The sequence below is a fragment of the Tepidibacter hydrothermalis genome (assembly GCF_029542625.1).
Classification (GTDB): Bacteria; Bacillota; Clostridia; order Peptostreptococcales; family Peptostreptococcaceae; genus Tepidibacter_A; species Tepidibacter_A hydrothermalis.
In genome coordinates, this window is record NZ_CP120733.1 from 110,087 (window position 1) to 134,756 (window position 24,670).

The following is a 24,670-nucleotide window of genomic DNA, read 5'->3' on the forward strand; positions in this document are numbered from 1 at the left end:
ATATGAATATATCAAAAATGTCGGTTAAAAGACCTGTTACAACCCTCATGTTTATGCTTATAGCAATACTTATAGGATTTGTATCTCTTGGACTTTTGCCAATAGATCTTTATCCTAAGATGGATATTCCTGTTGCTATAGTTTCTGTTAATTATAGTGGGGTTGGACCTGAAGAAATTGAGACATTAGTTACTAAGCCTTTAGAAAAGTCAGTTGCAACTGTTAGTAACTTGAAAAATGTCACATCATATTCAAGAGAAGGAAGCAGTATAATAATAGTTGAATTTGAATATGGAACTGATATGGACTTTGCAACACTTCAAATGAGAGAAAAGGTTGATTTGGTAAAAGGAGCTTTACCTGATGATGCATCATCACCTATGGTACTTAAGATAGATCCTAATGCTCAGGCTATAATAAATTTAGGAATATCATCTGATATGGATCTTGCAAAACTACAGTCTTTAGTAGAGGATGAATTACAGTCTAAATTTGAGAGAATAGAAGGAGTAGCATCTGTTGATATATCAGGAGGAGATGAAAACGAAGTAACCATAAAGGTAGATCAAGAAAAATTAGCAGGATATGGGCTTTCACTTAACCAAATAAAAAATACATTAAGAGCAGAGAATTTAAATTTACCTGGTGGTAATGTAAATAAAGGTGACAAAGAGATTTTGGTTAGAACTGTTGGAGAATTTGAAAGTATAGATGATATAAAAAATATACTTATATCACTAAGAACTGGCCAAACAATAAAATTATCAGATATAGCTCAGGTTGAGCTTGGTTACAAGGATAAAGATACTTTATCAAGAGTTAATGGTAAAAATAGTATAGGAATATCTATAACGAAGCAGTCTTCTGCAAATACCGTTAAGGTTGCAGAAAAGATATTAAAAGAGGTAGATGTAGTAAGCTCTGAATATTCTCAGATTAATATCACAGTTGGAATGGACCAATCTGAGTTTATAAATAAATCTATAAAGAATGTAACGAGTAATGCTATAATAGGGGGATTACTTTCGGTTATTGTATTGTTCCTATTCCTTAGAAATATAAGATCAACATTTATAGTTGGTATTGCTATACCTATATCTATAATAGCAACTTTTGCTCTTATGTATTTCGGAGGACTTACAATAAACTTAATATCTCTTGGAGGATTAGCCCTTGGAGTAGGTATGTTGGTTGATAACTCGATAGTTGTTCTTGAAAATATATATAGACATAGAGAAGAAGGAAAATCAAGACGTGAAGCTGCTATTATAGGAGCTAAGGAAGTTACAATGGCAGTATTTGCATCTACTATGACTACTATAGCGGTATTCTTACCAATGGTATTCGTAGAGGGATTCACTGCTATAATATTTAAAGATCTTTCATTCGCAGTAGTATTCTCTCTGCTTGCATCTTTAATAGTTGCGATAACTGTAGTTCCTATGTTATCTTCTAAGATACTTAAAGTTGGAGAGCCTAAGAAAAAAGAGTTTAAATTTATAGAAAAAATATTAGATGTATTTACGAAATCTATAGAAAAATTGAGTAGTGCATATGGAAAATTATTAGACTATGTTCTTCATCATAGAAAAACGACAGTATTTGTAGCAATACTTATATTTGTATCATCAATAGTATTAGTTGGTGCTGTTGGTGGAGAATTCTTCCCAGCAGAAGATGAGGGAAGCTTTACTGTAAAGATAGAGACTCCATTTGGAACGACTCTTGAGGAAAGTGATATAATAACAAAACAAGTTGAAGAAATAGTGGAAAATATACCTGAAAAGGATAAAGTATTTTCAACTATAGGAGGATCGTCTGGATTCTCAACTACTGCAAGTAATTCATCAAGTGTGAATGTTGTTTTAGTTAATCAAAAAGAAAGAAAAAGAGATACATCAGAAATAGTAAATGAAGTTAGAAAAGAAGTAGAATCAATACCAGGAGCGAAAATAACAGTATCAGAGGCATCTTCTATGGGTGGCGGTGGAGGAAGCTCAGCTGCTATAGGAATACAAATAAAAGGAGATGATCTTGAAACTTTAAGAACTATAGGATCTGACTTTGAAAGTATATTAAAAAAGGTTCCTGGAACGGCAGAAGTTACATCTGACATGGAAGATGGAAATCCAGAAGCTAGAGTTATACTTAATAGAGAAGTAGCATCTTTTTATGGAATAACAGCAAGTGATGTTGCGAATACTATAAAATCTTCTATAGATGGATCTAAGGCTACTACATTTAAAGTAGATGGAGATGAAATAGATGTAGATGTATCATTAGGAGATTCAGTTAAAGATTCTATAGAGGATGTTAAACAAATACAGATAACATCTCAAACTGGAAAGATTGTTCCGCTAGGACAAATAGCTCATATAGAGTATGGTAATGCACCAACTCAAATAGCTAGAATAGATCAAACTAGAACAGTTACAGTTTCTTCACAGCTTGATGGAAGAGATTTAAAATCTGTTACTGACGATATAAAAAAGGAACTTGAAAAGTATAATATTCCATCTGGATATACTTATTCATTTACAGGACAACAACAAGATATGGCAGAAGCATTCTCAAGCTTAGGGCTTGCGCTTATTCTATCTATAATAATAGTTTATATGGTGCTTGCATCTCAGTTTGAATCATTAATACATCCATTTACGGTAATGCTTTCAGTTCCATTTGCTTTATCTGGAGGGTTTATAGGATTATTTATAACAGGAAGATCATTATCAGTACCTGCTTTAATAGGGGTAATAATGCTATCTGGTATAGTTGTTAATAATGCTATAGTGTTAATTGACTATATAAACCAACTAAGAGAATCTGGAATGGACAGAAAAGAAGCTATAGTAAAAGCAGGATTCACTAGATTTAGACCTATACTTATGACTACTTTAACTACAGTTCTAGGTCTTATACCATTAGCACTTGGAATAGGAGAGGGAGCATCTACTCAAGCTCCGATGGCTACTGTAGTTATAGGAGGACTTACATTATCTACTGTATTAACACTGGCTTTTATACCAGTTGTGTATAGTATATTTGATGATCTAGTTACGAAAATAAAAAACAAATTCAAAAAGAAAGAGGGGATTTTAGATGAAAAGATTGGTTCTTAGTGTATTGCTTATATGCATGACTCTTGTAACATCTATACTTGCATATGCGGATACTCCTCAAACAAATAACACTAAAAAATTATCTTTAAATCAAGCTATAGACGAAGCGATAAAAAATTCAACTGAATTAAAGGTAAGTGATTTGGATATTGAAATAAAAGAAATAGAATATGATAAAGCTAAGAGAAATGAAAAGAAATATGAAAACTCAGACTTTTCATTAGGAACAGTAGAAGGTTTTCAATTAGATTCTAATATGTATTCAAAGGCTGCTCAGAATGCTTTAGATGAAGAAAAAATAAAAAAAGATTATACAATAGAAGATTTAAAATATAAAACAACACAAGCTTATTATGGGGCACTTCAAGCTAAAGATTATTATGAAGCTTCCAACAATAATCTAACTAATGCTCAAAAGAGTAGAGATAATGTTAAGAAAAAACACGATTTAGGTGTTGCATCAAAATCAGATTTATATATGGCAGATATATCACTTGCTGATGCTAAGGCTAATTTAGAAACATCAAAGACTAATATGCAAAGTGCATATAGAGGACTTAATATGGTTTTAAATTATCCTCTTGATACTAAGATTGAACTTACATCTAAGTTCGATGAGAAAAAATTCAAGGTCGATTTAAAAAAGGATATTTTAACTGCTTATGAGAAAAGATTTGATATGATTCAGATGAATAATAGTTATGAAATTGTAAAGCTTGACTTTGAGAGTAATTCTATTAAGTATCCATCAAACACTTATGTATACAAAGAAAAAGAGAGAAATGTAGCTAAGGTTGAAAATCTTATGTCAAATTCTAAGCAGATGGTTGAATTTGATATAAAATCAAAGTACGATAAAGTAAATAATAGTAAAAGACAAATAGAAATAGCAAAATCTAATGTAGATAAAGCTAATGAAGTATTTAGACTTAAAAAACTTTCTTATGATGCTGGAATGAGTACTCTTTTAGAAGTTCAAGAAGCTGCTAACCAATCATATTCAGCTAATATAGCTTTATCAAAATCAATATCAGATTATAATCTATCTATTATAGATTATAATAAGGCTGTAAATATAGGTACTGTGAGATAGTTTACTTAAAAATAAAGCTACCTTAGAATGATTGAAGAATCATTCTAAGGTAGCTTTTTTTCTAAATAAACAGTATTATATATTTTTTCTACTTCAGTAACTTCTACTGGTTTACTAAATAAATATCCTTGAATATAGTTACATCCTCCTACTTTTAAACGGTTATATTGCTCAATATCCTCTATTCCTTCTGCTAACACTTCTAAATTTAAACTGTGTGCAAGAGAAATAATATTATCCATAATCGCAATGTTTTCCATTTCTAAAAACTTATCACACAAGGATTTATCTAGCTTCATTTTATCCACTGGTAAAAATGTTAAATAACTAAGGGAAGAATAGCCTGTGCCAAAATCATCTAGGGCAATTTTTATACCTAATCTCCTTAGTTTATTCAAAAATGTGATAGTTTCTTCTTTTTTATCTAAAAATATACTTTCGGTAATTTCTATTTCTATGTATTTACTTTCTACATTTTTTTTCTTTAATTCATTTTCTAAGAATGTAATATAATTTGAATCATCTAATTGCTTTGCTGAAAAATTAATGGCGATAGATTTTACATCTACTCCATTATTTCTCCATAGAGCTATTTGGTTAATTATTTCTTTTGTGACCCATCTTCCAACTTCAATGATCATACCATTTTCTTCTAATGTTGGGATGAATACAGCTGGCGATATAGAGTGATTTTTTAGTCTTAAGAGTGCTTCGAACCCTACAATTTTCCCCGTATAAGTACAAACTTGAGGTTGATATAGTAGCTTGAATCCATTTTCTGTTATTGCTTCTCTTAAAATTCTTTCTATTTCAATATGCTTCTTTAATTTTTCTGTCATTTCTTTTTTAAAGAACATATAGCTGTTTTTCCCTAAAGCCTTTACTTTATACATTGCTAAATCTGCATTTATAATCAATTGGTTTACTTGGTTACTATCAAAAGGATATTGAGTAATTCCAATGCTACATCCTATATATATTTCATTCTCATCTATCATAAAATCATTTTTAAATATATTGGTTATTTTTTTTGCATAATTTTCAATTATAGAAATGTCGTTTTCTCCCTCTATTAAAACAAGAAATTCATCTCCACCAAACCTTGATACAAATACTTGTTCATCTTTTATATTTATAAGCGCTTGTGCTACTGTAATCAACACTTTATCACCGTATGTATGACCTAATGTATCGTTAATTTCTTTGAAATTATCCAAGTCTAGTAACATAACAGCTCCTGACTGATTTTTATTAATTGACTCTTCAAGTTTTTCTAAAAAACTTCTTCGGTTTGGCAAGTTTGTCAAATCATCATTATAAGCAAGGTACTCTATATATGATGTGTAGTTTTGTATTTCATCATATTGAGCTCTTAATTCTTCGTCTGATGCGGTTAGTTGTTGATAAGCTGCTAATATCTCTTGGTTAGATATTTTTAAATTATGTTGATTTTCTTTTAATTGATATAAATATGTATTTGATTTATCTAATAGATTATTAATAGAAAGTGATAATCCCCAAAAAGTATCATTCTCTACTAAGGGAAGCCTATATTCTATATTATTCTCCATATCTATTTGATTAATATTATAGTTTAATTGGTTTACTGGTCTTATAATATTTTTATTTTGGATCCATAAAAATAACAAAAATATCATAATGGATATAATAGATGAAGTTATAAAAATAGTATAGACAGAAGAATAAACACTGTCCATAGAGAGTCCTAAAACTAGAGCACCTGTAATTTTTTTATTAATAAATATGGGAGCTGTAACTTCTAATACTTTTTTACCTATTTTTGGATAAAACCATTCGTCTGTACTTATAGTCCCATTGGTCGCTTGTTGTAGTTGAGTTTCTTTAGCAGCATCATATATAATTCCAATATCTTCTATATCTGCATCGGCAATGGCTTTTAAATTTGTATCTACAATAGTTGCATAAATAATGTTTTCTTCTTGAGCTAATTCTTCAACTAATGTTTGATAGTCAAATCTTTGTGTTAATTTATATATATTTTCTGCTAAGATTCCTACCTGAACAAAATATCCATTTTCATTTTTTATTGCTCCGTATTTAAATGGAATACCAAATTCTGAATCTGGTCTTATATCCTCTATCAACTCTTGATCTTTACTACGTACAAAATCATACAGTGGATGACCTTTAAAAGTAGTCCACCCTAGATATTGTTCAATGCTTGAATATAAAATTTCTCCATTTTCATTCATCCAGTTTAATTCATCTATATGAAAATCTTTCATTAATTCTATTAAAAAATCATCATTTATTTTTTCTTCGTTTTTTATTACTGTTTTTCCTGCTGTTCTAATTTTTTGTTCCAACATTTTATTAATTATATCTAATGATGTTTCATTTTTCTCAATCTGTTTTGTAACTTGCTTTGCAAGATTGAGTCCATCTTGTTTTACTTGTTCTAACAGTAAAGTTCTGCTTATGTAAAAACTTGAAATGCTAACAGTAAAAAGAGCTAATAGTGCAATGAATAAAGGTAAATATATTAATTTGTATTTATTTACTACATTTTTTCTTAGATTTGCTTTTATCTTTTTTATAAACTTACCTCCTCTCAGTCAATTATTCCAAGTATTTTATCATTTATTTTTATAACGAATAGGAAATTATATTCATTTTTAAGTTGTAGATAAATATAATTTTCGTTATGAATTTCGAAAAAGTTTTACATTGTAAGACTCTTCTAAAGAAGAACTTTTTCATATTTCGACATATTTTTACTTTATGTAATAATTATCACATATTCCTTTGTTTTTTTCAACTTCACATTGTTTTCCATATTTGAATCTAGGCAAGCATATAGATGAAAAAAATATGTATCTTGTTCTAGAAATTACCTTATGTTTAGAGAGGGATTATTTTTGGAATATATAGAGTTTAGTCGGTTAAAATGTGTTATATTATATATGTCATTTATTATCTCTTTTATATTGAATAATTATGTGGTAAAGTTAAAGTATATATCTTAATATATAGGTAGGGGGGTTTGATATGAAAAAACTAAGAATTAAAAAATGGGTTAAAAGTACTCTGGCTGTAATGTTAGCTGTGTTTTTGATTTTGACAAGTGTTATGTATTCTTTTGGAGCTCAAATGTTTACGGATGTAACAGATAAACATTGGTCTAAAAAATATGTGGAGAGTATGTCTTCTAAAAAAATAGTAACGGGATATGAGGACGCCACATTTAAACCAGATAAGTCGGTATCTAGGATAGAATCTATAGTTCTTATAACGAGATTATTCGACCCAAAAGAAGTACAAGCAACTTATGATGCGAATAAATCTAAATATGAAAAAGCTCTTAAAGATTATGGAATATTAACTTATGCAGATTGGGCTAAAGAAGAGATAGTGTTTGCTCTTGAAAAGAACATAATAAATAATGAAAAATTATTATCTTCTTTTGTAAAAAATGGAAATCCACAAAATGCATTGAGATGGGAAATTGCAGTTTATCTTGCAAGAGGATTAGATCTTGAAAAAGAATTGAATAAGGTTGTTGTATTAGGGTTTAAAGATGCAAATCAAATACCATCAGAAGCTAAGCCGTATGTGGATGTACTTATTAAAAAAGGCATAATAAATAGTTCTGGTGATTATAAGGGAAACTTTAATCCTAAAAATCCTGTAACTAGAGCAGAGATGTCTAAGATGTTATATGTTGCATATGATTTAAAGAATAAGAATGGAAATACAAATACAAATACAGATACAAACAAAAATACAGATACAAATACTAATACAGACAATAGTCAAATCTTAACATCTGTTGAAGGTAAAATAGATGATGTTTTAGAGTATAATGGAAATATAACATTGACTATAAAGGATTCAAGAGATAAAAAACTTGTATTTAGCAATAAAAAAAGTGATATAAGTATTAAGTTTGGAAGCCAGACAGCTAAAATTGAAGATTTAAAAGAAGGAAGAGAAGTTAAATTAACTATAAGCGGAAGTAAACTTTATTCTGTAAAATTAAGTGATGTAGAAGAAGAAAAAGAAGGATATTTCTACACAGTTTCATTTGATGCTAATGGAAATCATACTATAAAATTCAAAATAGGAAACAACTATGAGGAATATAAGGTTAAATCTACTACTAAGATAAAGCTTGATGGAGAAAATGCAAGTGCTTATAATCTTGATAAAGAAGATAAAGTAACTATAAAAATAAAAAATGGAGATATAGAAGAAATAGATGCTATATCTAAAAACTTTGAAGTCGATGGAATAATTCAAGAAGTATCTTCTTCTAAAATAGAAATAGAAACTGATGATAAACATAAAAAGACTTATAAATTTGATATAGACAAGGATGTTAAAGTAAAAAGAAATAATGATAGAGCTAAAGTATCAGATCTTAGAGTAGGAGATAAGGTAGATCTTGAGGTTGAATATGATAAGGTTGTAGATATTGATGCAGATACTGTTAAAACAAAAGTAAAAGGAATTTTAAAAGAAATAAAAATGGCACAAACTCCAGAGATAACTATATTAGATAATGATAATAAAACTAAAACATATAAATTAGCTCCAGGATTTGAAGTTGAAGTAGATGATAGATCTGCTGGACTTTATGATCTTAGAATAAACCATAAGATAGAGATAACTCTAGAAAGTGGAGAGGTAACTGAGATTGAAGCTGACGATAATGTAAGCATGAGTACATATACAGGAAAGATAAAAGATATAGACACTGGTGATAATGAAATAGAACTTGAAAATAATACAGATGGAAAAACTATATATATAAGATATTCAACTAGTAGAGTGAAGTTTATAGATATAGATGGACATTCTTTAAGTGAAAGTAATTTTGATGATGATGATATAATATCTGTTGTTGGGGAAGATAAATTGGGTTCTGTTGAAGCCAAGATAATAACAAGAATAGAGAATCATTAATATAGGGGGATATATTTATGAAAAAGATACTTATTGTGGATGATGAGTTAGGATTAAGATCCCTTCTAAATAGTTTATTTAGTGAAGAATATGAAGTTTATTTAGCAGAAGATGGCGAGAAAGCCATAGACATAGTAAAGAATAATAAATTAGATTTAGCTCTTTTGGATATGAGACTTAAGAATATGGATGGTGCTGAAATACTTGAGAATATACGAAAATATGATCAAGATATTAAAGTTTTTATATTGACAGCATTTACAGATCCTAAAAAGATGAATATACTTAATGAGTTAAATATAGAGGGAATACTTCAAAAACCTTTTGATATATTTGAATTAAAAGAAAAAGTTGATAGTGTACTGATATAAAAAGACTAAAGTCGTAATATTACGGCTTTAGTCTTTTTATGTTTACATTATATTTAAATAATGTTATTATATTGTAAAAAATACATATCTTGTATAATAAATTAAAAACAACTATTGATAAGGGGGTACATAAATATGAGATTTATGAACAGATTTGAAAAGAGATTTCATCATGATTTACATATAGGAGAGCATACTCATGAAGGATGCTGTGGTGAGCATAATCATGAAAAAGGAGGATGCTGTTGTTCAAATGATCATTCTCATGAGCATACACACATACATGGACATGAGCATGTAGATGGTAAAGGACATGATCACGATCATGAAGATGAATTTACTGGAACTCACAGCCATGATCATAATCATGATCACAGTCATGGCCATGATCATTCAGAAGATCATAATCATAATCACTAAATTGATATGAAAAAATTTCCAAAGAACACTTGATTATATTGGAAATATAGATTATTATATTAGTACAGTTGGAAAACAATAATTAAGAATATAAAGCCATGAAGGTTTTTAGAGAATTGAATTCTCTATACTTCATGGCTTATTTTGTTTTCTAATATACATAATAATATATTTGATAAACCCCATATCAATATATTTTAGAACCTCTGAAATATAAATTTAAATAAACTCATAATTTGTAATGGCCCTTTAAAAGGGCCTATTTTTTTTAATTAAAACATATTTACAAAATGAGATTGAGGTAATATAATTAACATATAAACTAATTAATAAACATATTAACTATTTAGGGGAGGTTCATTGAAGTGAGAAATAAGAAAAGTATTTTAATTTGTTTAATTATAATGACAAGCACAATGTTGTTTGGATGTGCATCTAGTCAAGAAATTGAAACTAGTGATAAATATCAAGGAATTATAGAGGCTCAAGAGGTAGATATAAATTCAAAGATACCAGGTAAAATAGGAGAGGTAAAAGTAGAAGAGGGTCAAACGGTTAAAGAAGGAGATATAATAGCTACTATAGATTCGAAGGAACTTGGAGCTAAAAAAAGTCAAATGGAGGCGCTTGTAAGTGCAGCTAAAGGACAGCTAGAGGCTGCTCAATCTCAAGTTGCAGCTGCTAATTCGCAACTTACTAAAGCTCAAAATGGAGCTAGAAGTCAAGACATAGCAAAAGCTCAGACTTATTATGATCTTATGTTAAAGACTTATGAAAGAGTAGAAAATTTATATGAAAAAGGTGCGGTATCAGCTCAAAAAAGAGATGAAGTTAAAGCTCAACTTGATATAGCAGAGCAAACACTTAGCATGGCAAATGAAGGAGCTAGAAGTGAGGATTTATCTGGAGCACAAGCTATGGTTGCAGCGGCTACTAATATGGTAGAAGCGGCTAGAGGTAAGTATGAGCAAGCTAAGGCTGGACTTGAAGAAGTTAATGGATACATACAAGATACTAATATGAAATCACCTATAAATGGAAATGTAACTCTTTTAAATGTAGACAAGGGAGAAATGGCATCTACAGGAATGAGCATAGCTACTATTTCTGATTTAAACAATATGTGGATTGAAGTTAATTTGGATGAAACTAAATTAAATGAGGTTTATGTAGGTCAAGAAGCTAAAATAACTGTTCCAGCATTTAAAGATAAAATTTTCAAGGGTAAGGTTATAAGAGTAAATAAAAAGCCTGATTTTGCAGTTAAAAAAGCTACTAATGATAATGGAAACTACGATATAGTTTCATATGGAGTAAAAATAAAAGTAGAGGACGAGGAAAATATATTAAGACCTGGAATGAGTGCGTTTGTGGATTTTGAAAAAAAGTAGGTGATGTTGTTGAATAAAATAAAGAAATATATGATGGCATTTAGCTTAATATTCATAACGCCTTTAGTTGTAAATGTGATGCTTTGCTATATGTTCTCAGATCATCAATTAAAAGAAATACCTACGGCAGTATATCTTGGAGACAATACTCAGTTTTCTAGAAGTATAGTAAGTTATTTTGATGATAATCAAACATTTGATGTTAAGTATTATGTAGATAGTCCGTATGATATAGAGACGTTAATTGCTGAAAATAAAGTTAGATTTGGACTTGTGATTCCAGACGATTTTTATAAAGATTTAAAGGAGTACAAATCTCCTACGATATTGACTGTATATGATGGAAGTCAGCTTTCGTATACTTCATTTGCAAAGGCTCAAGCATCAGAAACACTGATGACTATAAAAGGAGGAGCTTTGATAAAGGTGCTTCAGGCAAAGCTTAATCTTCCTTATGATCAAGCTAAAAAGATTGTATCATCTATAAGCATACAATCTAGATTGATGTTTAATCCAACGAGAAATTATACTAATTATTTGATGCCTGGATTTATGGCATCGATGGTTCAAGTGGGTCTTGTTATAGCAGCTTCTGTTAGTATAGATAGGGAAAAAAGAAGAAGTATGGTCACTTATTTAGGATCAAAAATATTAGTATATACTATTCTTGGATTTATATCATTTATGTTAAATATATATATACAGATTGGGATATTTGATGTTCCATTTAGAGGTAGTATTAAACAGCTTATGCTTCTTACCTTTGTATTTTGTATGAGTATATCTACTATTGCAATCTTTATATCATCAGTAGTATGGGATAAGGTAAAGGCATCTCAGGCAGCAGCTGTACTTTTTTTACCTAATAGTATTATGATAGGATACACATACCCTTTAATAGGTATGCCCAATGGATATAAATTTATAGGAAAGTATATACCTCTTTACCATTATGCAGATAATTTAAGAGATTTAATGCTTAAGGGATATGTTATAAACTATGCTAAGGATATAAGATATTTACTACTTGTATCTGCTTTATTTTTTGTGTTAGCTATATTAGTTGAGATACTTAGAGAAAGTAGAATTAGTAAGAAAAAGAGCTCGGGAGAAGGTGAAATTGTTGAAGTTAACTAATGAGATTATGAAATTTTTCAAGCAACCTAAAAACATGGTTATATTAGTTTTAGGACCTTTATTGTTCACCTTGCTCTTTGGAGGAGTTTATATGAAGGACTATTTGAATGATATACCTATAGTGGTACTTGATATGGATAATTCATCTTCTTCCAGAATGATAGTAAATGAATTTGAAAATAATGAGAGATATTATATATCTTCTAGAGTTCATTCATTTGAAGAACTAAAATATTCTATAGATTCTAGAGAGTCTCATATGGGTATTTATATACCTAAGGATTTTAATAAAGATATAAAGAAGCAAAAATCATCTAGCGTAGCTCTTATAATAGATGAAAGTAATATAACTGTAGGAAATACAGCTTTATCATCTGCATCGGAGATACTTGCTACTTTAAATGCAGGTATAAATATAAAGATACTTCAAGCAAAGGGAATAGATCCTAAGACTTCTTATGATTTAGCTAAAATATTCAATTTCGAATCTAGGGTATTATACGATGCTAAGTACACTTACAAAGGTTATATTATGCCTGGTATAATACTGGTATTCGTCCAACAATTGTTCTTGTCAGCATTTATTCCTGCAATAATTGATGATAAAGAAAATATATTTATGAAATCAATCGTCTATGCTACTGCTGCAAGCTTAACATATGTGTTATGTGCTCTGATTTTAAAGAATATATTCCATGTGAATTTTACAGGTTCATTATGGTATGCATTCTTATATGCAACAATATTCATATTGACACTGGTTGGACCTGGAATGATAATAGGAGCTTTATTCAAAGATAAGCTTAAGGTTACGCAATTTACCATGCTTTTATCTATGCCTACTTTTTTAACTGCTGGATACGCATGGCCTGTAGAGCAAACTCCTGTTGTTCTTTCATATGTAATAAAAATGATATGGCCTTTGATATATGCTGTAGCACCTATAAGAGATATCCTAGTAAAGAGTACCCCTGTAAGTATATTTACAAAAGACATAATGTGTCTTATAGTATTTGGGTGTGTATGGGCTTTGATTGGATATAACTTATTTAAACGCACATTTAAAAATGATAATCGAGGTGATATAAGTGAACAACAAGGAGCTGTTTAATTTTTTAGAGAGTTATGATTTTATAGAGGATATGTCTGGAAGAACTATAATTAATTTATTAAAAAGTGTTGAGATGATGAGGTTCATTTATAACAACTTATTTGCACACCATGGCATATCTGAATCAAAATTCCATATTCTACTGTTACTTTCATACTCAGAAAACGGAATGGCTTTATCTGAAATAGGGGATAAGTTGTTTGTAACGAGGGCAAATATGACAGGTCTTATAGATAGAATGGGAAAAGAGGGGTTAGTAGAAAAAAAACTTAACCCTAAAGATAGAAGATCTTCTATAGCCTATCTTACAGATAAGGGAAGAAAATTATTTGATAATATAAAAGATACTCATATTGACTTTAGTAGGCAAATGACTAGTGGGCTAAGTATTGAAGAAAAAGAGCAATTAAATACATTACTTGAAAAGCTTCAAAATGACATAGTGAAGAGTTTTAGTGAGGAGGAATAAAAATGAATAAAAAAATTATTTCCGTGGCAATATCTGCAGCGCTTGTTTTAACTCCTATGAGTACAGCTTTTAATTCATATGGACAAGAAAATATAAAGGAAGAAATAAAAAAAGATGAGAAGAATTTAAATTTGACTTTGGATGATGCTATACAGATTGCAACTGAAAATAACTATATATTAAAAGGACTTCAGGTAGATCTAGAAGCTGCAGATTTATCTTTAGATAGAGCTAAACATAATGAGAGAAAGATAAATAAAGGACAGGATAAACTTGATGATGCGAGGGATATATTAAGTCAGATAAATGCGGCACTATCTAATCCTTTATTACCTCCTGAACAGAAAAAAGTATTAGAAGGTCAGAAACAAAAGGTAGAAGAGGGTCTTAAGGGTGGAGAAGGATCTATGGATTTAGCTATAGAAGATGCCAACTCAGTTATAGCTAATAAGTTAAATATAGATGTAGATAGAGTATTGGCTGTTAATTCTACAACTGAGCTTATGACTACTATGGCAGATCTTCAAAATGAGGTTACAAAGGATGGATATTTGATTGCTCAAAAGCAGATAGGACTTCTTACTCGTCAAAAATATTATGAAGTAATAAAGACTGAGAAGATAGAAAATCTTAAGAAAATAGCTCTTGAAAGAGCTACTGCTCAATACAACATGGCAAAGAATGCATATGATGCTGGAATGAAGGCTAAAGATGATGTTTTATTATCTCAAGCTCAAGTTAATCTTATGAATGTAGATTATAGAAAAGCTTGTATGAATAGAAAGAATGCAGAAATAGAGCTTAAGAAGGTTATGAATGTAGATCTTGATAAAAATATAAATTTAGTTCAAGACTTCACTACTACAAAACTAGAAGCTGATTTGGAAGCGGGATTAAAACAAGGTAGTGAGAAAAGAATAGAGATAAGAAAAGCCCAAGCTCAGTACTTAGTTGATAAATTGAACTTTGAACTTACATCTGGTCAGTATCCAGACAATACTTATCAGTATAAGGAAGCTAAAATAAAGATGGAAAAGTCAAAGGTAACTATAGATAGTGCAGCTAAGGAAGTTGAAGCTAGTATAATGCAATCTTATGAATCTGTAGAAGCTACTGCTGATATGTTAGCTTATACAGAGGGGGTAGTCGAAAATGCTAAAGAATCTCTTGAAATAGCTGAGTACAGATATAAAGAGGGATATGGATTTGAAACTACTGTTATAAAGAATGCAGATCTTCAAGATATGGCAGGTACTATGGTTGAGGTTATTGCGGCTCAAGAAAGACTTGCTGATATAGAGGAGAAGGTTATAGAGGTTATATTTAATTATAATTTGGCTAGGGATAAATATTTAAATGATATAGGTAGTTATTAGAAATATAGATTATTTTTAGTTAGCTGCTTGAGCGAAAAATGCTGATCATTGAAATACCGCTACTTAGTTAATGTTTTAATAAAACTAAAGATCATGACTTATTAAATATCCTAAAAGTTCTTAAACTCGCTTTGCTTAGACAAAGAACTTTTTTAACGGATATTTAAACGTCATAATCTAAGTTTTATAGTAAACCATTAACAGAAAAGTAGCTAACATTTCAATAATCAGCATTTTTTTGAATTATAAGCTAATAAAAAAATTATATTTTCAGAGTGTGAGAGTGTAAGAAAAAGAAAACATTTAAATCATTATCTAACATTTTGATTACAGATATTTTTTAGTTGGTAGATAATAGAGAAAATCATATTTCTAAAAGAGGAAGTAATTTAATGTAAATTTAAGGTTATTTTAATACGGTGTTAAGGGTGTTGCTTCATAATTAATATTATATTAAAAAACTTTGGAGGAATATTGATGAATAAGAAAATTAAAATTGCTTTAATTACTTTGATTACATTAATTATTGGATCGGGTGCTTTGTTTGCATTTAATCCTGATTTAAGAATGGGTGCTATTGTAACTTTTATGAATTTGAAGGAAACAACTAAATTTGAGGTAGATGGAGATAAGGTTTATATGAATGGTATAATTAATACTAAAACTCCTGATCAACTGAAAAAGGTTATATCAGAAAATCCTAAAGTGAAAACTATTGTAATGGGAGAGGTTCCAGGATCTATAGATGATGAATCAAATTTTCCTATGGCAAAGTGGGTTCGTGAAAAAGGACTAAATACATACTTAACAAAAGATAGTTCGATAGCTTCAGGGGGAACGGATTTCTTTCTTGCAGGAAATAAAAGAACTATGGAAGATGGAGCAATAATAGGAGTTCATTCATGGAGTGATTCATTAGGGAAAGAAGCAAAAGATATTCCAAAAGATAGTCCTGAGCATGAGATGAACAGAAAATATATAGAAGAAATGCTTGGAACAGATGATTTTTATTGGTATACAATTTATGCAGCACCTGCTGATGATATTTATAATATGAAAAATGAAGAAATATTAAAGTATAATATGCTAACTGAGCCAATTATAAAGAAAGATTAAAATAAAAAATATAGCTTTGTTTTTTATAATGAATAAGAAATTATATTTCTCTTTAAATTTTGAATAAGTATAATTTCGTTATGAGTTTTAAAAAAATCTACATTTAAAATTTTAAATGTAGATTTTTTTATTATATCAAACCCATCATTAAAATAATCTATTAGTGTATAATAAAAAAGAATCAAAACAAAAAACAAATTATTTATAAGGAATAGAAAATTATATTCATCTTTAGGCTATGGATAGATATAATTTTAGTTATGAGTTTCAAAAACGTTTACATTTTAAGATTCTTTTAAAGAAGAACTTTTTTACAAATAGATTATTGCATAAACGACTTGAATTAGATAGTAAAATTGAAATTAACAATTAATTCTTAATTATATTTTTTGATTTAAGGAAATAAATATAGTGATTTTTGTGAAAGGTGGTGAAATGTTTAGTTTAATAGTTCATTAAACTAGATATTTATATGTTTGATATAAAAAAGATGAATTATATTTATAAAGAGTGGGAAAACTTTGTATTTAAAGGAATAAAACCTAGTGATAAAATTAAAGATTTTATTGTTGAATCATGGGCTAGAAGTCTTGCTAACAATGTAAATCTACAACATAATGATCCTATATATATATCAGAGGAAAAATTTATAAAAAAAACCAAAAGAAGCAAAAACTTTATAAAATCTGCTGTTCCTTATATGAGAAATTTATATAATTCATTTAAGGGATCTGGATGCACTGTAATAGTCGCAGATAAAAGTTGCTGTGTATTAGAAGTTATAGGCGATGAAGAAGATATTGAAAAAATTAAAGTTCATAAAAAGAGAGCTTTATGTAAAGAAGAATACATAGGAACAAATGCTATAGGAACTACTATATACTTAGATAAGGCAATACAAATTTTGGGACCTGAGCACTTTGCACTAGAAAATCATAATCTTAGTTGTTCAGCTTGTCCAGTCCATGATAGGGAAGGGAATTTAATAGGTTGTTTGAGTATTTCATGTATTTTAGAAGATGCTAATCCTCATATTCTTAGTATGGTTACTGCAGCTGCCGGAGCTATTGAGAGACAAATTATTATTGAAAGTGAATTAAAAGAAAAGCAAAATTTAATAATACAAAGAGAAAAAGCATTTCAAAGTATATCAGAGGGAATAATCATACTAGATACTAATGGAAAAATTATAAGTATAAATGAAAAAGCTTTAAAACTTGCAGATCTTGATATCAAAAAAAGTTATATAAAAGATGATATACGAAATTATATAAAGGATGATATAGACTTAGAGTCTATTATTAAATCTAAAAAAGATATAGTAAATAAAGAAAAAAAATTAAAACTTAGTTCAGGAAGTATATTAAATTGTATTTTATCTATATCACTTATATGGAATGAAAAGAATATAAACGGATTAGTAGTAATATTAAAAGAAGTTCAGGAAGTACATAATTTAGTTAACAAAATGATAGGATCAACAGCTCGTTATAAATTTGAAGATATTATAGCTAAATCAAATATTATGAAGGCAACTATAGATTTTGCTAAGATAGCGTCAAATAGTTTTTCAAATGTATTAATATCGGGCGAAAGTGGTACAGGAAAAGAATTAGTGGCACATTCTATTCACGATGCAAGTAAAAGAAAAAATAAGCCATTTATAGCTATCAATTGCGGATCAATACCTAGTGGTCTTATAGAAAGTGAACTCTTTGGCTATGAAGGGGGATCTTTTACAGGATCTAAAAAAGAGGGAAACCCAGGAAAATTTGAGCTTGCAAATGGAGGAACTATATTTTTAGATGAGATAGGAGATATGCCACTTGAAGTTCAAACATCTCTTTTAAGAGTAATTCAAAGTAAGGAAGTTTATAGGGTAGGAGGGAAACATCCTAAAAAAATAGATGTAAGGATAATTGCTGCTACTCATAGGAATTTAGAGGATATGGTACTTGAAAATTCTTTTAGATTAGATCTTTATTATAGACTTAATGTATTGAATATATATATACCTCCTTTAAGAGAAAGAAAAGAAGATATTGAGGCTCTCGTTGAATGTTTTATAAAAGAGTTTAATAAAAAGTTAAATAAAAAAGTAAAAGGTTTGAATAAGGATTCTCAGAACTTATTAAACTGCTATGAATGGCCCGGAAATGTAAGAGAACTTAGCAATGTTTTAGAGCGAGGGATGAATCTATGTCAAGAAGATTATATACAGAATAAACATTTTCCAGAGAAAATTTTCTCTAGTACTGATATGAAAAAAAATGATTATGAAAGTTCTATAAGAAATAATGAAAAAGAATTTATAATAAAGATTTTAGAAAAAAACAATGGAAATATAAAAAAATCAGCAGAGGAATTAGGTTTTAGTAGAAGTAAGATCTATAGAAAATTAAAAAAGTTGAATATAGATTATAAAAATTATAGGAATTAATTAATGTCTCACAAATGACACATGGATATGAAACATGTGTCACTTGTGAGACGTTTTTTTATATAAAAATAAAAAATAATAAATGTAAACAAAATTTATTAGAATACAAAAAACACAATGGAAACATTGATATTACATAAAGAAGTAATAAAGAAATTTAAATAAATATTCTTTTAATATAAAAATATAATATTGGCATAGTTATTGCTTATATTAAGAATTGTTAAATAATAAATTATATTGGAGGAATAAATATGCTAAAGAAAGTATTTGAACCAATAAGGATAGGGAATTTAGAAATTAAAAATAGATTTGTAGTGCCCCCTATGGTTGTAAGTCTTTGTAATGAGGATGGAACTATTACAGAAAGATTTATTGATTATCATGAAGCAAAAGCAAAAGGCGGTTTTGGACTTATAGTAACTGAAAACTATGCTATAACTCCAGCTGGTAGAGGATTCAAATACATGGGATGTATGTGGAATGATGAGCAAATGGAATCGAATAAAGAATTAACAAAGAGAGTTCATAAGCATGGAGCAAAGATAGCTCTTCAAATAATACATGCAGGAAGAGAAACTAGCAGTTCACTTACAGGAATGAAAATAGTAGCTCCATCAGCTATTCCAGATCCAGTTATAGGAGAAATGCCACATCCTTTAACAGAAGAAGAGATAAAGGTAATAGTAGAAGAGTTTGGAGATGCAGCTCTTAGAGCTAAAAAGGCTGGCTTTGATGCTGTTGAGATACAAGGAGCTCATGGATATTTAATTAATCAGTTTATGTCACCTTTTTCTAATAAAAGAGTGGATAAATATGGTGGTAATTTAATGAATAGAGCTAGATTTGCTCTTGAAGTAATTGAAAATATTAAATCAAAAGTAGGAGAAGATTATCCTATAATGTATAGAATTTCAGCGGATGAATTAATAGAAAATGGATTAACTATAGAAGATACAAAGGTTATAGTAAAAATGTTAGAAGATGCGGGAGTTAGTGCAATAGATGTTTCTGTAGGAGTATACGCAAGTGGTTTTCATATAACAGCTCCTGCAGCTGTAAAACATGGATGGGAAGCAGATTTTGCTAAGGAGTTTAAATCTGTAGTATCAATTCCAGTAATTACATCAGGACGTATTAATAATCCATTCTTAGCAGAAGGCATATTATTATCGGAAAAAGCAGATATGATAGGTATGGCAAGAGCTTCTTTATCAGATCCAGAATTACCTAATAAAGCTAAAGAGGGAAGATTTGATGAAATAATTGAGTGTATAGGATGTAGACAAGGATGTTCAGGAATGCTTTCTAAAGATTTACCAGTGAATTGCGTAGTAAATCCTATGACTGGAAATGAAAAAGCACTAAGTATATCACAAGCTGAAGATAAGAAAAAAATATTTGTAATAGGTGGAGGCCCTGGTGGTATGGAAGCTGCTATTGTAGCTAGAAAACGTGGTCATGAAGTTCACTTGTTTGAGAAAAATAATGAACTTGGGGGTCAGCTGTTACTAGCATCAGTACCACCTACTAAATCTGAGATAACTTCATTTGTAGTATGGCAAAAGACTCAATTAGAGAAACTTAAAGTTAATGTTCACCTAAATACAGAAGTTGATGAAGCTTTATTAAAAAAAGAAAATCCAGATCATATTATAGTGGCAACAGGAGCTAATCCATTTATCCCACCAATTAAAGGTGCTGATAGTGATATGGTTGTAAATTCTAATGATGTTTTATCTTCAAAGGTTGAAGTTGAACAAAATGCATTAATAGTAGGAGGAGGTCTTGTAGGGGCTGAAACAGCTGAACATTTAGCAAGACATTCTAAGAATGTAACTTTAGTTGAATTAACTGGTGAAATAGCAAGGGAATGTGAGCCTGGAGTAAGATTCTTCTTAATGGAATCATTAGATACATTAAATATAAATATTATGACTAATACACAAGTACAAGAAATAGGAAATAATAAGGTTGTAGTTTCTTCAGATGAAGAAGAAATAGTTATTGAAAATATAGATACGGTTATTATGGCATCTGGTTCAAGACCAAATAATAAATTATTTGAAAGTATAAAAGAAGAATATAAGAATATAAGACTTATAGGAGATTCACTAAAGGTAAGAACTATTTTAGATGCAGTAAATGAAGGATATAAGGCAGCTTTAGAAATATAGAATCAAATTTAACTAAAAAGGAGATATGGGTATGATTACAATAATAGCAAAGGGTATAGTGAAAGAGGAAAATATAGCTAAATTCAAGGAATATGCACAAACATTAATAGAGGAAACAAAAAAAGAAGAGGGATGTATTTCTTATAAATTATACGAGGATATAAACAATCCTAAGATTATTACTTTTGTAGAAGAGTGGAAAAATCAAGATGCTATAGATAAGCATGTAAATGCTTCTCATTTTGTTGAAATAGTTCCTAAATTAAGAGATTTACAAGAGAGTGAAACTGAGGTAAATTTATACAAATTAGTATAGGGGGAGAAATAAATGAATAAAAAGCAAATGAGAGGCGCTATGTTTTTAGAGCCTGGAAAAATTGAAGTTCAAGAGGTTAATATACCTGAGATTAAAGAAAATGAAGTTCTTGTAAAGGTAAAATATTGTGGAATATGTGGAACAGACATGCATATTTATAATGGAGTATATTCAAAGGATAAATTACCTTTAATTGCAGGACATGAATTCTCAGGAACGATTGAAGCTGTAGGAAAAAATGTAAACAGATTTAAAGGTGGAGAAAAGGTAGTTGCAGATATTAATTTCAGCTGTGGAACTTGCTTTTACTGTAGACAAGATCAACCTCTTATGTGTGAACAAATGGAGCAATTAGGAATACATATAGATGGAGCTTTTGCTGAATACGTTGCTATACCAGAACATATGATATATGAAATTCCTGATGAGATGGATTTTAAAGATGCTGCATTATTAGAGCCTATTTCATGTGTAGTACGTTCAGCAAAAAAATATAATATAAAGTTTGCTGAGAGCGTTGTAATCATTGGAGATGGAGCTATTGCACTTATACACGTTCAAATGGCTAAAATATGTGGAGCTGCACCTATAATCGTAGTTGGTCTTGATGATAAAAGAATGGAAAAAGCAAAAGAATTAGGAACGGATTATGTTATAAAAAGCGGTGAAGGTATGTATGATGAGGTTAAGAGCTTAACTGAAGGAAGAGGTGGCGATGTTGTTATAGAATCAGTTGGTCTTCCTGTTACTTATGAGCAAACATTCAAGCTAGTAAGACCAGGTGGTAGAATAGTTGCATTTGGACTTGCAAAAGAGGATTGTATGGTTGGGTATAAGCCATTTGAAGTTATAATTAAAGAATTATCTATGGTAGGAACTGTAGCAGGTGCAAAAAATGATTTAGCAGAATCTATTACATTAGTTAAACATAACAGATTCAATTTAGAAGATTATAAAACTACAGTGGTACAGCTAGAAGATATAGCACAAGCATTTGAAAGATTAAAAACTGATAGAAGTGTATTAAAAATATTAGTAGATATGGAGTAAAAAATTCGTCTACTTGCTAACGCGGTGATTCATGTCGCCAACCATCCTTTCAAGGTTTGTTGATTAAAAATAGTCTCAAGTGTAGCTTTTTTAATAAATTATAATATCTTAGTATATAAAAAAATAAGGGAGGGCGAAAATGACTAATAAAGGACAAAATAAAACTGGATTAGTAGTATTTTTATTATTCATGCTATATGTAATACAAGCTATGAGTGATAATTTTAAGGGGATAGTTATACCTAGCTTAAAGATGGAATTCGGAATTAATAATACACAGATAGGATATTTTCTAATAATAAGTATGTTGTCTTTTGCTGTATTTCAATTCGTAGGTGGAATACTTATTGAGAAATATGGAAAGAAAAAGGTTTTACAACTTGGATTTATACTTACTATAGGTTCGTTAGGCTTATTGTTAATAAGTAAGAGTTATTTTGCAATAATTGCATCATTATTTGGAGTTAATGCAGGTGTTGCTATGTTTGGAGTTGTAGTAAGTACACTGGGACCAGCTCTACCAGTAGCATCTACTGCTGTTCTTATGAATATGATCGCATTTACATATGGAGCTAGTGCTACAGTTATACAAAAAGTATCTGGTAAGCTTTTATTACAAGGATATGACTGGAGAAATTTCTTTGGTTTTATGATGGCATTTTCTGCTGTTTTATTCGTATATCTTATGTTTATTAAGATTCCAGAAAGTGAAAATTTAGGATCTGAGTCTAATGAAAAAATCAATCTTATGGACGTTTTAAAAGATAAGATGGTATGGTTATATATTGGTTGTCTTGGATTTTACTTGGCATCTGAAATGGGAACTGGAAACTGGTTTGGAAACTATATGAATGAAGCATATTCTTTTAATCCAGATGCTAGAGGATTTTATGTATCATTATTCTTTGGAGTTATAACTCTAGGTAGATTAGCTGGAGGGTTTGTTGCAGAAAAAGTGGGATATCTAAAGAGTATAATAGTATTCTCTCTTCTTTCATGTATATCAACTTCAATAGGTCTATTTATGGGTAAGGGTGGTCTGATAGTGATATCATGTTCAGCTATATTCTTTGCTTTAATTTTTGGAACTATTTTAACAACAGTAGGGGATGTATTTAAGAAGAATGTTTCATATATAACAGGAGTAATATTAATGTTTTCATATCTTGTATCAACAGCAGTAAGTTTTTGTATAGGAATACTTAATGATATTGTTGGAGTGCAAGCTGCATATGCAATGATTCCATTATCATTAATAATATGTTGTATAAGTGCTTCAAATATTAAGAAAAATGTAGAGTATAAATTATCAAATGTAAATAAAGTTTCATAAAGTGAAATTTAAAATCAAAAACCTCCGTTTATTTCGGAGGTCTTTTGATTTATTTATTTTCTTCAAATTGTTCATCGTAGAACATCATATCATTTATTATTTTTTGAACTCTAGGAAGAAATTCTTTTTCTAGGTCTCGTGGGTATTGAACTATTGCATAGTACATCCTTTCATTGTGATTAAATATTGATACTTTTCCTATTGTATCAGTCTTATTTTCTTGTTTTTTTATTATATCAAATTCTTCATCAGAATCTTCTATAAGTGTATAGTCGTTGATTGTTTGGTCTGTTGTTTCAAATCCGTCTTCTGTAACACTATCTCTTGCTACTTTGGTCATGTTTTCTAAATTTGATGATACTGTTTTTATTGGTGAGAAGAAAGTTACTTTTGCTTTTTTGTTTTTTTCGTTATTAAAGTTGGCATATACTGTTAAAAAATCACCTTCTTTAGAATTTGCTAACATGTCTTGTGGTATATATGTTGTAAATTCAAGATTAGAATCATCGTATAAGTTAAAGTCCAGTGTTATATCTTGATCTGCAATTTTAAGAGTTTCGTTTTTTGATTGAGCTCTTGTTTGTGCTGGAGTATCTTTGATTTTTTCTTTTTCCACTGCATTGGGGTCTGGTGCTTGGTATGAAGGTGAAAAATCAAAGCACGCTATTGTATTAAATAATACAAATACAAGTAAAAGAAAGAAAGATAATTTTCTCATGGTAAACCTCCTTGATTGTAAAATATATCCGTTTTAGATTAGTATGCCCGATATTCAAATAAATATATATAGGACAAGTTAATATA

Annotated in this window: 18 protein-coding genes; 16 read left to right on the top strand and 2 right to left on the bottom strand. The window is 29.4% G+C overall.

All coding sequences use genetic code 11. The annotated features are described in order from the left end of the window. Window positions 1-2 precede the first annotated feature (2 nt). Window positions 3-3,119: an efflux RND transporter permease subunit gene (locus P4S50_RS00360; protein WP_277732525.1), complete on the top strand. Its 3,117-nt coding sequence runs from the start codon at window positions 3-5 to the stop codon at window positions 3,117-3,119. After that, a complete protein-coding gene (locus tag P4S50_RS00365; protein WP_277732526.1) occupies window positions 3,100-4,212 on the top strand; it encodes a TolC family protein in 1,113 nt (370 codons plus the stop codon). The genes P4S50_RS00360 and P4S50_RS00365 overlap by 20 nt, the downstream gene beginning before the upstream one ends. A gap of 44 nt (window positions 4,213-4,256) precedes the next feature. On the opposite strand, the gene P4S50_RS00370 is transcribed toward P4S50_RS00365, so the two are convergent. After that, entirely contained in the window at window positions 4,257-6,563 is a 2,307-nt protein-coding gene (locus tag P4S50_RS00370) for an EAL domain-containing protein (protein ID WP_277732527.1), read from the bottom strand. A gap of 679 nt (window positions 6,564-7,242) precedes the next feature. Between P4S50_RS00370 and P4S50_RS00375 the strand changes: the two genes are divergently transcribed. The 14 genes from P4S50_RS00375 (at window position 7,243) to P4S50_RS00440 (ending at window position 23,866) form a co-directional block, all read left to right on the top strand. Continuing rightward, on the top strand, window positions 7,243-9,159 hold the full coding sequence (locus P4S50_RS00375) for an S-layer homology domain-containing protein (protein ID WP_277732528.1): 1,917 nt from the start codon (window positions 7,243-7,245) through the stop codon (window positions 9,157-9,159). A gap of 17 nt (window positions 9,160-9,176) precedes the next feature. Continuing rightward, window positions 9,177-9,530, top strand: coding sequence for a response regulator (locus tag P4S50_RS00380; RefSeq protein ID WP_277732529.1), 354 nt, complete (start codon window positions 9,177-9,179; stop codon window positions 9,528-9,530). 135 nt (window positions 9,531-9,665) lie between these two features. Further along, window positions 9,666-9,950, top strand: a complete 285-nt coding sequence (locus P4S50_RS00385) for a hypothetical protein (RefSeq protein WP_277732530.1) — start codon at window positions 9,666-9,668, stop codon at window positions 9,948-9,950. A gap of 365 nt (window positions 9,951-10,315) precedes the next feature. Continuing rightward, window positions 10,316-11,341 carry an HlyD family secretion protein gene (locus tag P4S50_RS00390; RefSeq protein ID WP_277732531.1) on the top strand — a complete coding sequence of 342 codons (1,026 nt, stop codon included), beginning with the start codon at window positions 10,316-10,318 and terminating at the stop codon, window positions 11,339-11,341. A gap of 9 nt (window positions 11,342-11,350) precedes the next feature. Next, a complete protein-coding gene (locus P4S50_RS00395; protein WP_277732532.1) occupies window positions 11,351-12,478 on the top strand; it encodes an ABC transporter permease in 1,128 nt (375 codons plus the stop codon). Continuing rightward, the gene (locus P4S50_RS00400) at window positions 12,462-13,589 is read left to right on the top strand and encodes an ABC transporter permease (protein ID WP_277732533.1); all 1,128 of its coding nucleotides are present in this window, start codon (window positions 12,462-12,464) and stop codon (window positions 13,587-13,589) included. Before P4S50_RS00395 ends, P4S50_RS00400 begins: the two co-directional genes overlap by 17 nt. Beyond that, complete coding sequence (locus tag P4S50_RS00405; RefSeq protein ID WP_277732534.1) at window positions 13,567-14,058, top strand: MarR family winged helix-turn-helix transcriptional regulator; 492 nt, start codon at window positions 13,567-13,569, stop codon at window positions 14,056-14,058. Before P4S50_RS00400 ends, P4S50_RS00405 begins: the two co-directional genes overlap by 23 nt. A gap of 2 nt (window positions 14,059-14,060) precedes the next feature. Beyond that, window positions 14,061-15,434, top strand: a complete 1,374-nt coding sequence (locus tag P4S50_RS00410) for a TolC family protein (protein ID WP_277732535.1) — start codon at window positions 14,061-14,063, stop codon at window positions 15,432-15,434. Between the two features lie 477 nt (window positions 15,435-15,911). Continuing rightward, window positions 15,912-16,550 carry a COG3904 family protein gene (locus tag P4S50_RS00415; RefSeq protein ID WP_277732536.1) on the top strand — a complete coding sequence of 213 codons (639 nt, stop codon included), beginning with the start codon at window positions 15,912-15,914 and terminating at the stop codon, window positions 16,548-16,550. Window positions 16,551-17,022: 472 nt separating this feature from the next. Next, on the top strand, window positions 17,023-18,990 hold the full coding sequence (locus P4S50_RS00420) for a sigma-54 interaction domain-containing protein (protein ID WP_277732537.1): 1,968 nt from the start codon (window positions 17,023-17,025) through the stop codon (window positions 18,988-18,990). A gap of 254 nt (window positions 18,991-19,244) precedes the next feature. After that, window positions 19,245-21,167: an oxidoreductase gene (locus P4S50_RS00425; protein ID WP_277732538.1), complete on the top strand. Its 1,923-nt coding sequence runs from the start codon at window positions 19,245-19,247 to the stop codon at window positions 21,165-21,167. A gap of 31 nt (window positions 21,168-21,198) precedes the next feature. Further along, a complete protein-coding gene (locus P4S50_RS00430; RefSeq protein WP_277732539.1) occupies window positions 21,199-21,483 on the top strand; it encodes a putative quinol monooxygenase in 285 nt (94 codons plus the stop codon). 12 nt (window positions 21,484-21,495) lie between these two features. Further along, window positions 21,496-22,533: a zinc-dependent alcohol dehydrogenase gene (locus P4S50_RS00435; protein WP_277732540.1), complete on the top strand. Its 1,038-nt coding sequence runs from the start codon at window positions 21,496-21,498 to the stop codon at window positions 22,531-22,533. A gap of 139 nt (window positions 22,534-22,672) precedes the next feature. Beyond that, complete coding sequence (locus P4S50_RS00440) at window positions 22,673-23,866, top strand: MFS transporter (RefSeq protein WP_277732541.1); 1,194 nt, start codon at window positions 22,673-22,675, stop codon at window positions 23,864-23,866. A 49-nt stretch (window positions 23,867-23,915) separates the two neighbouring features. Here the strand turns inward: P4S50_RS00440 and P4S50_RS00445 are convergent, their stop codons facing one another. Further along, window positions 23,916-24,584, bottom strand: coding sequence for a hypothetical protein (locus P4S50_RS00445; protein WP_277732542.1), 669 nt, complete (start codon window positions 24,582-24,584; stop codon window positions 23,916-23,918). Window positions 24,585-24,670 lie beyond the last annotated feature (86 nt).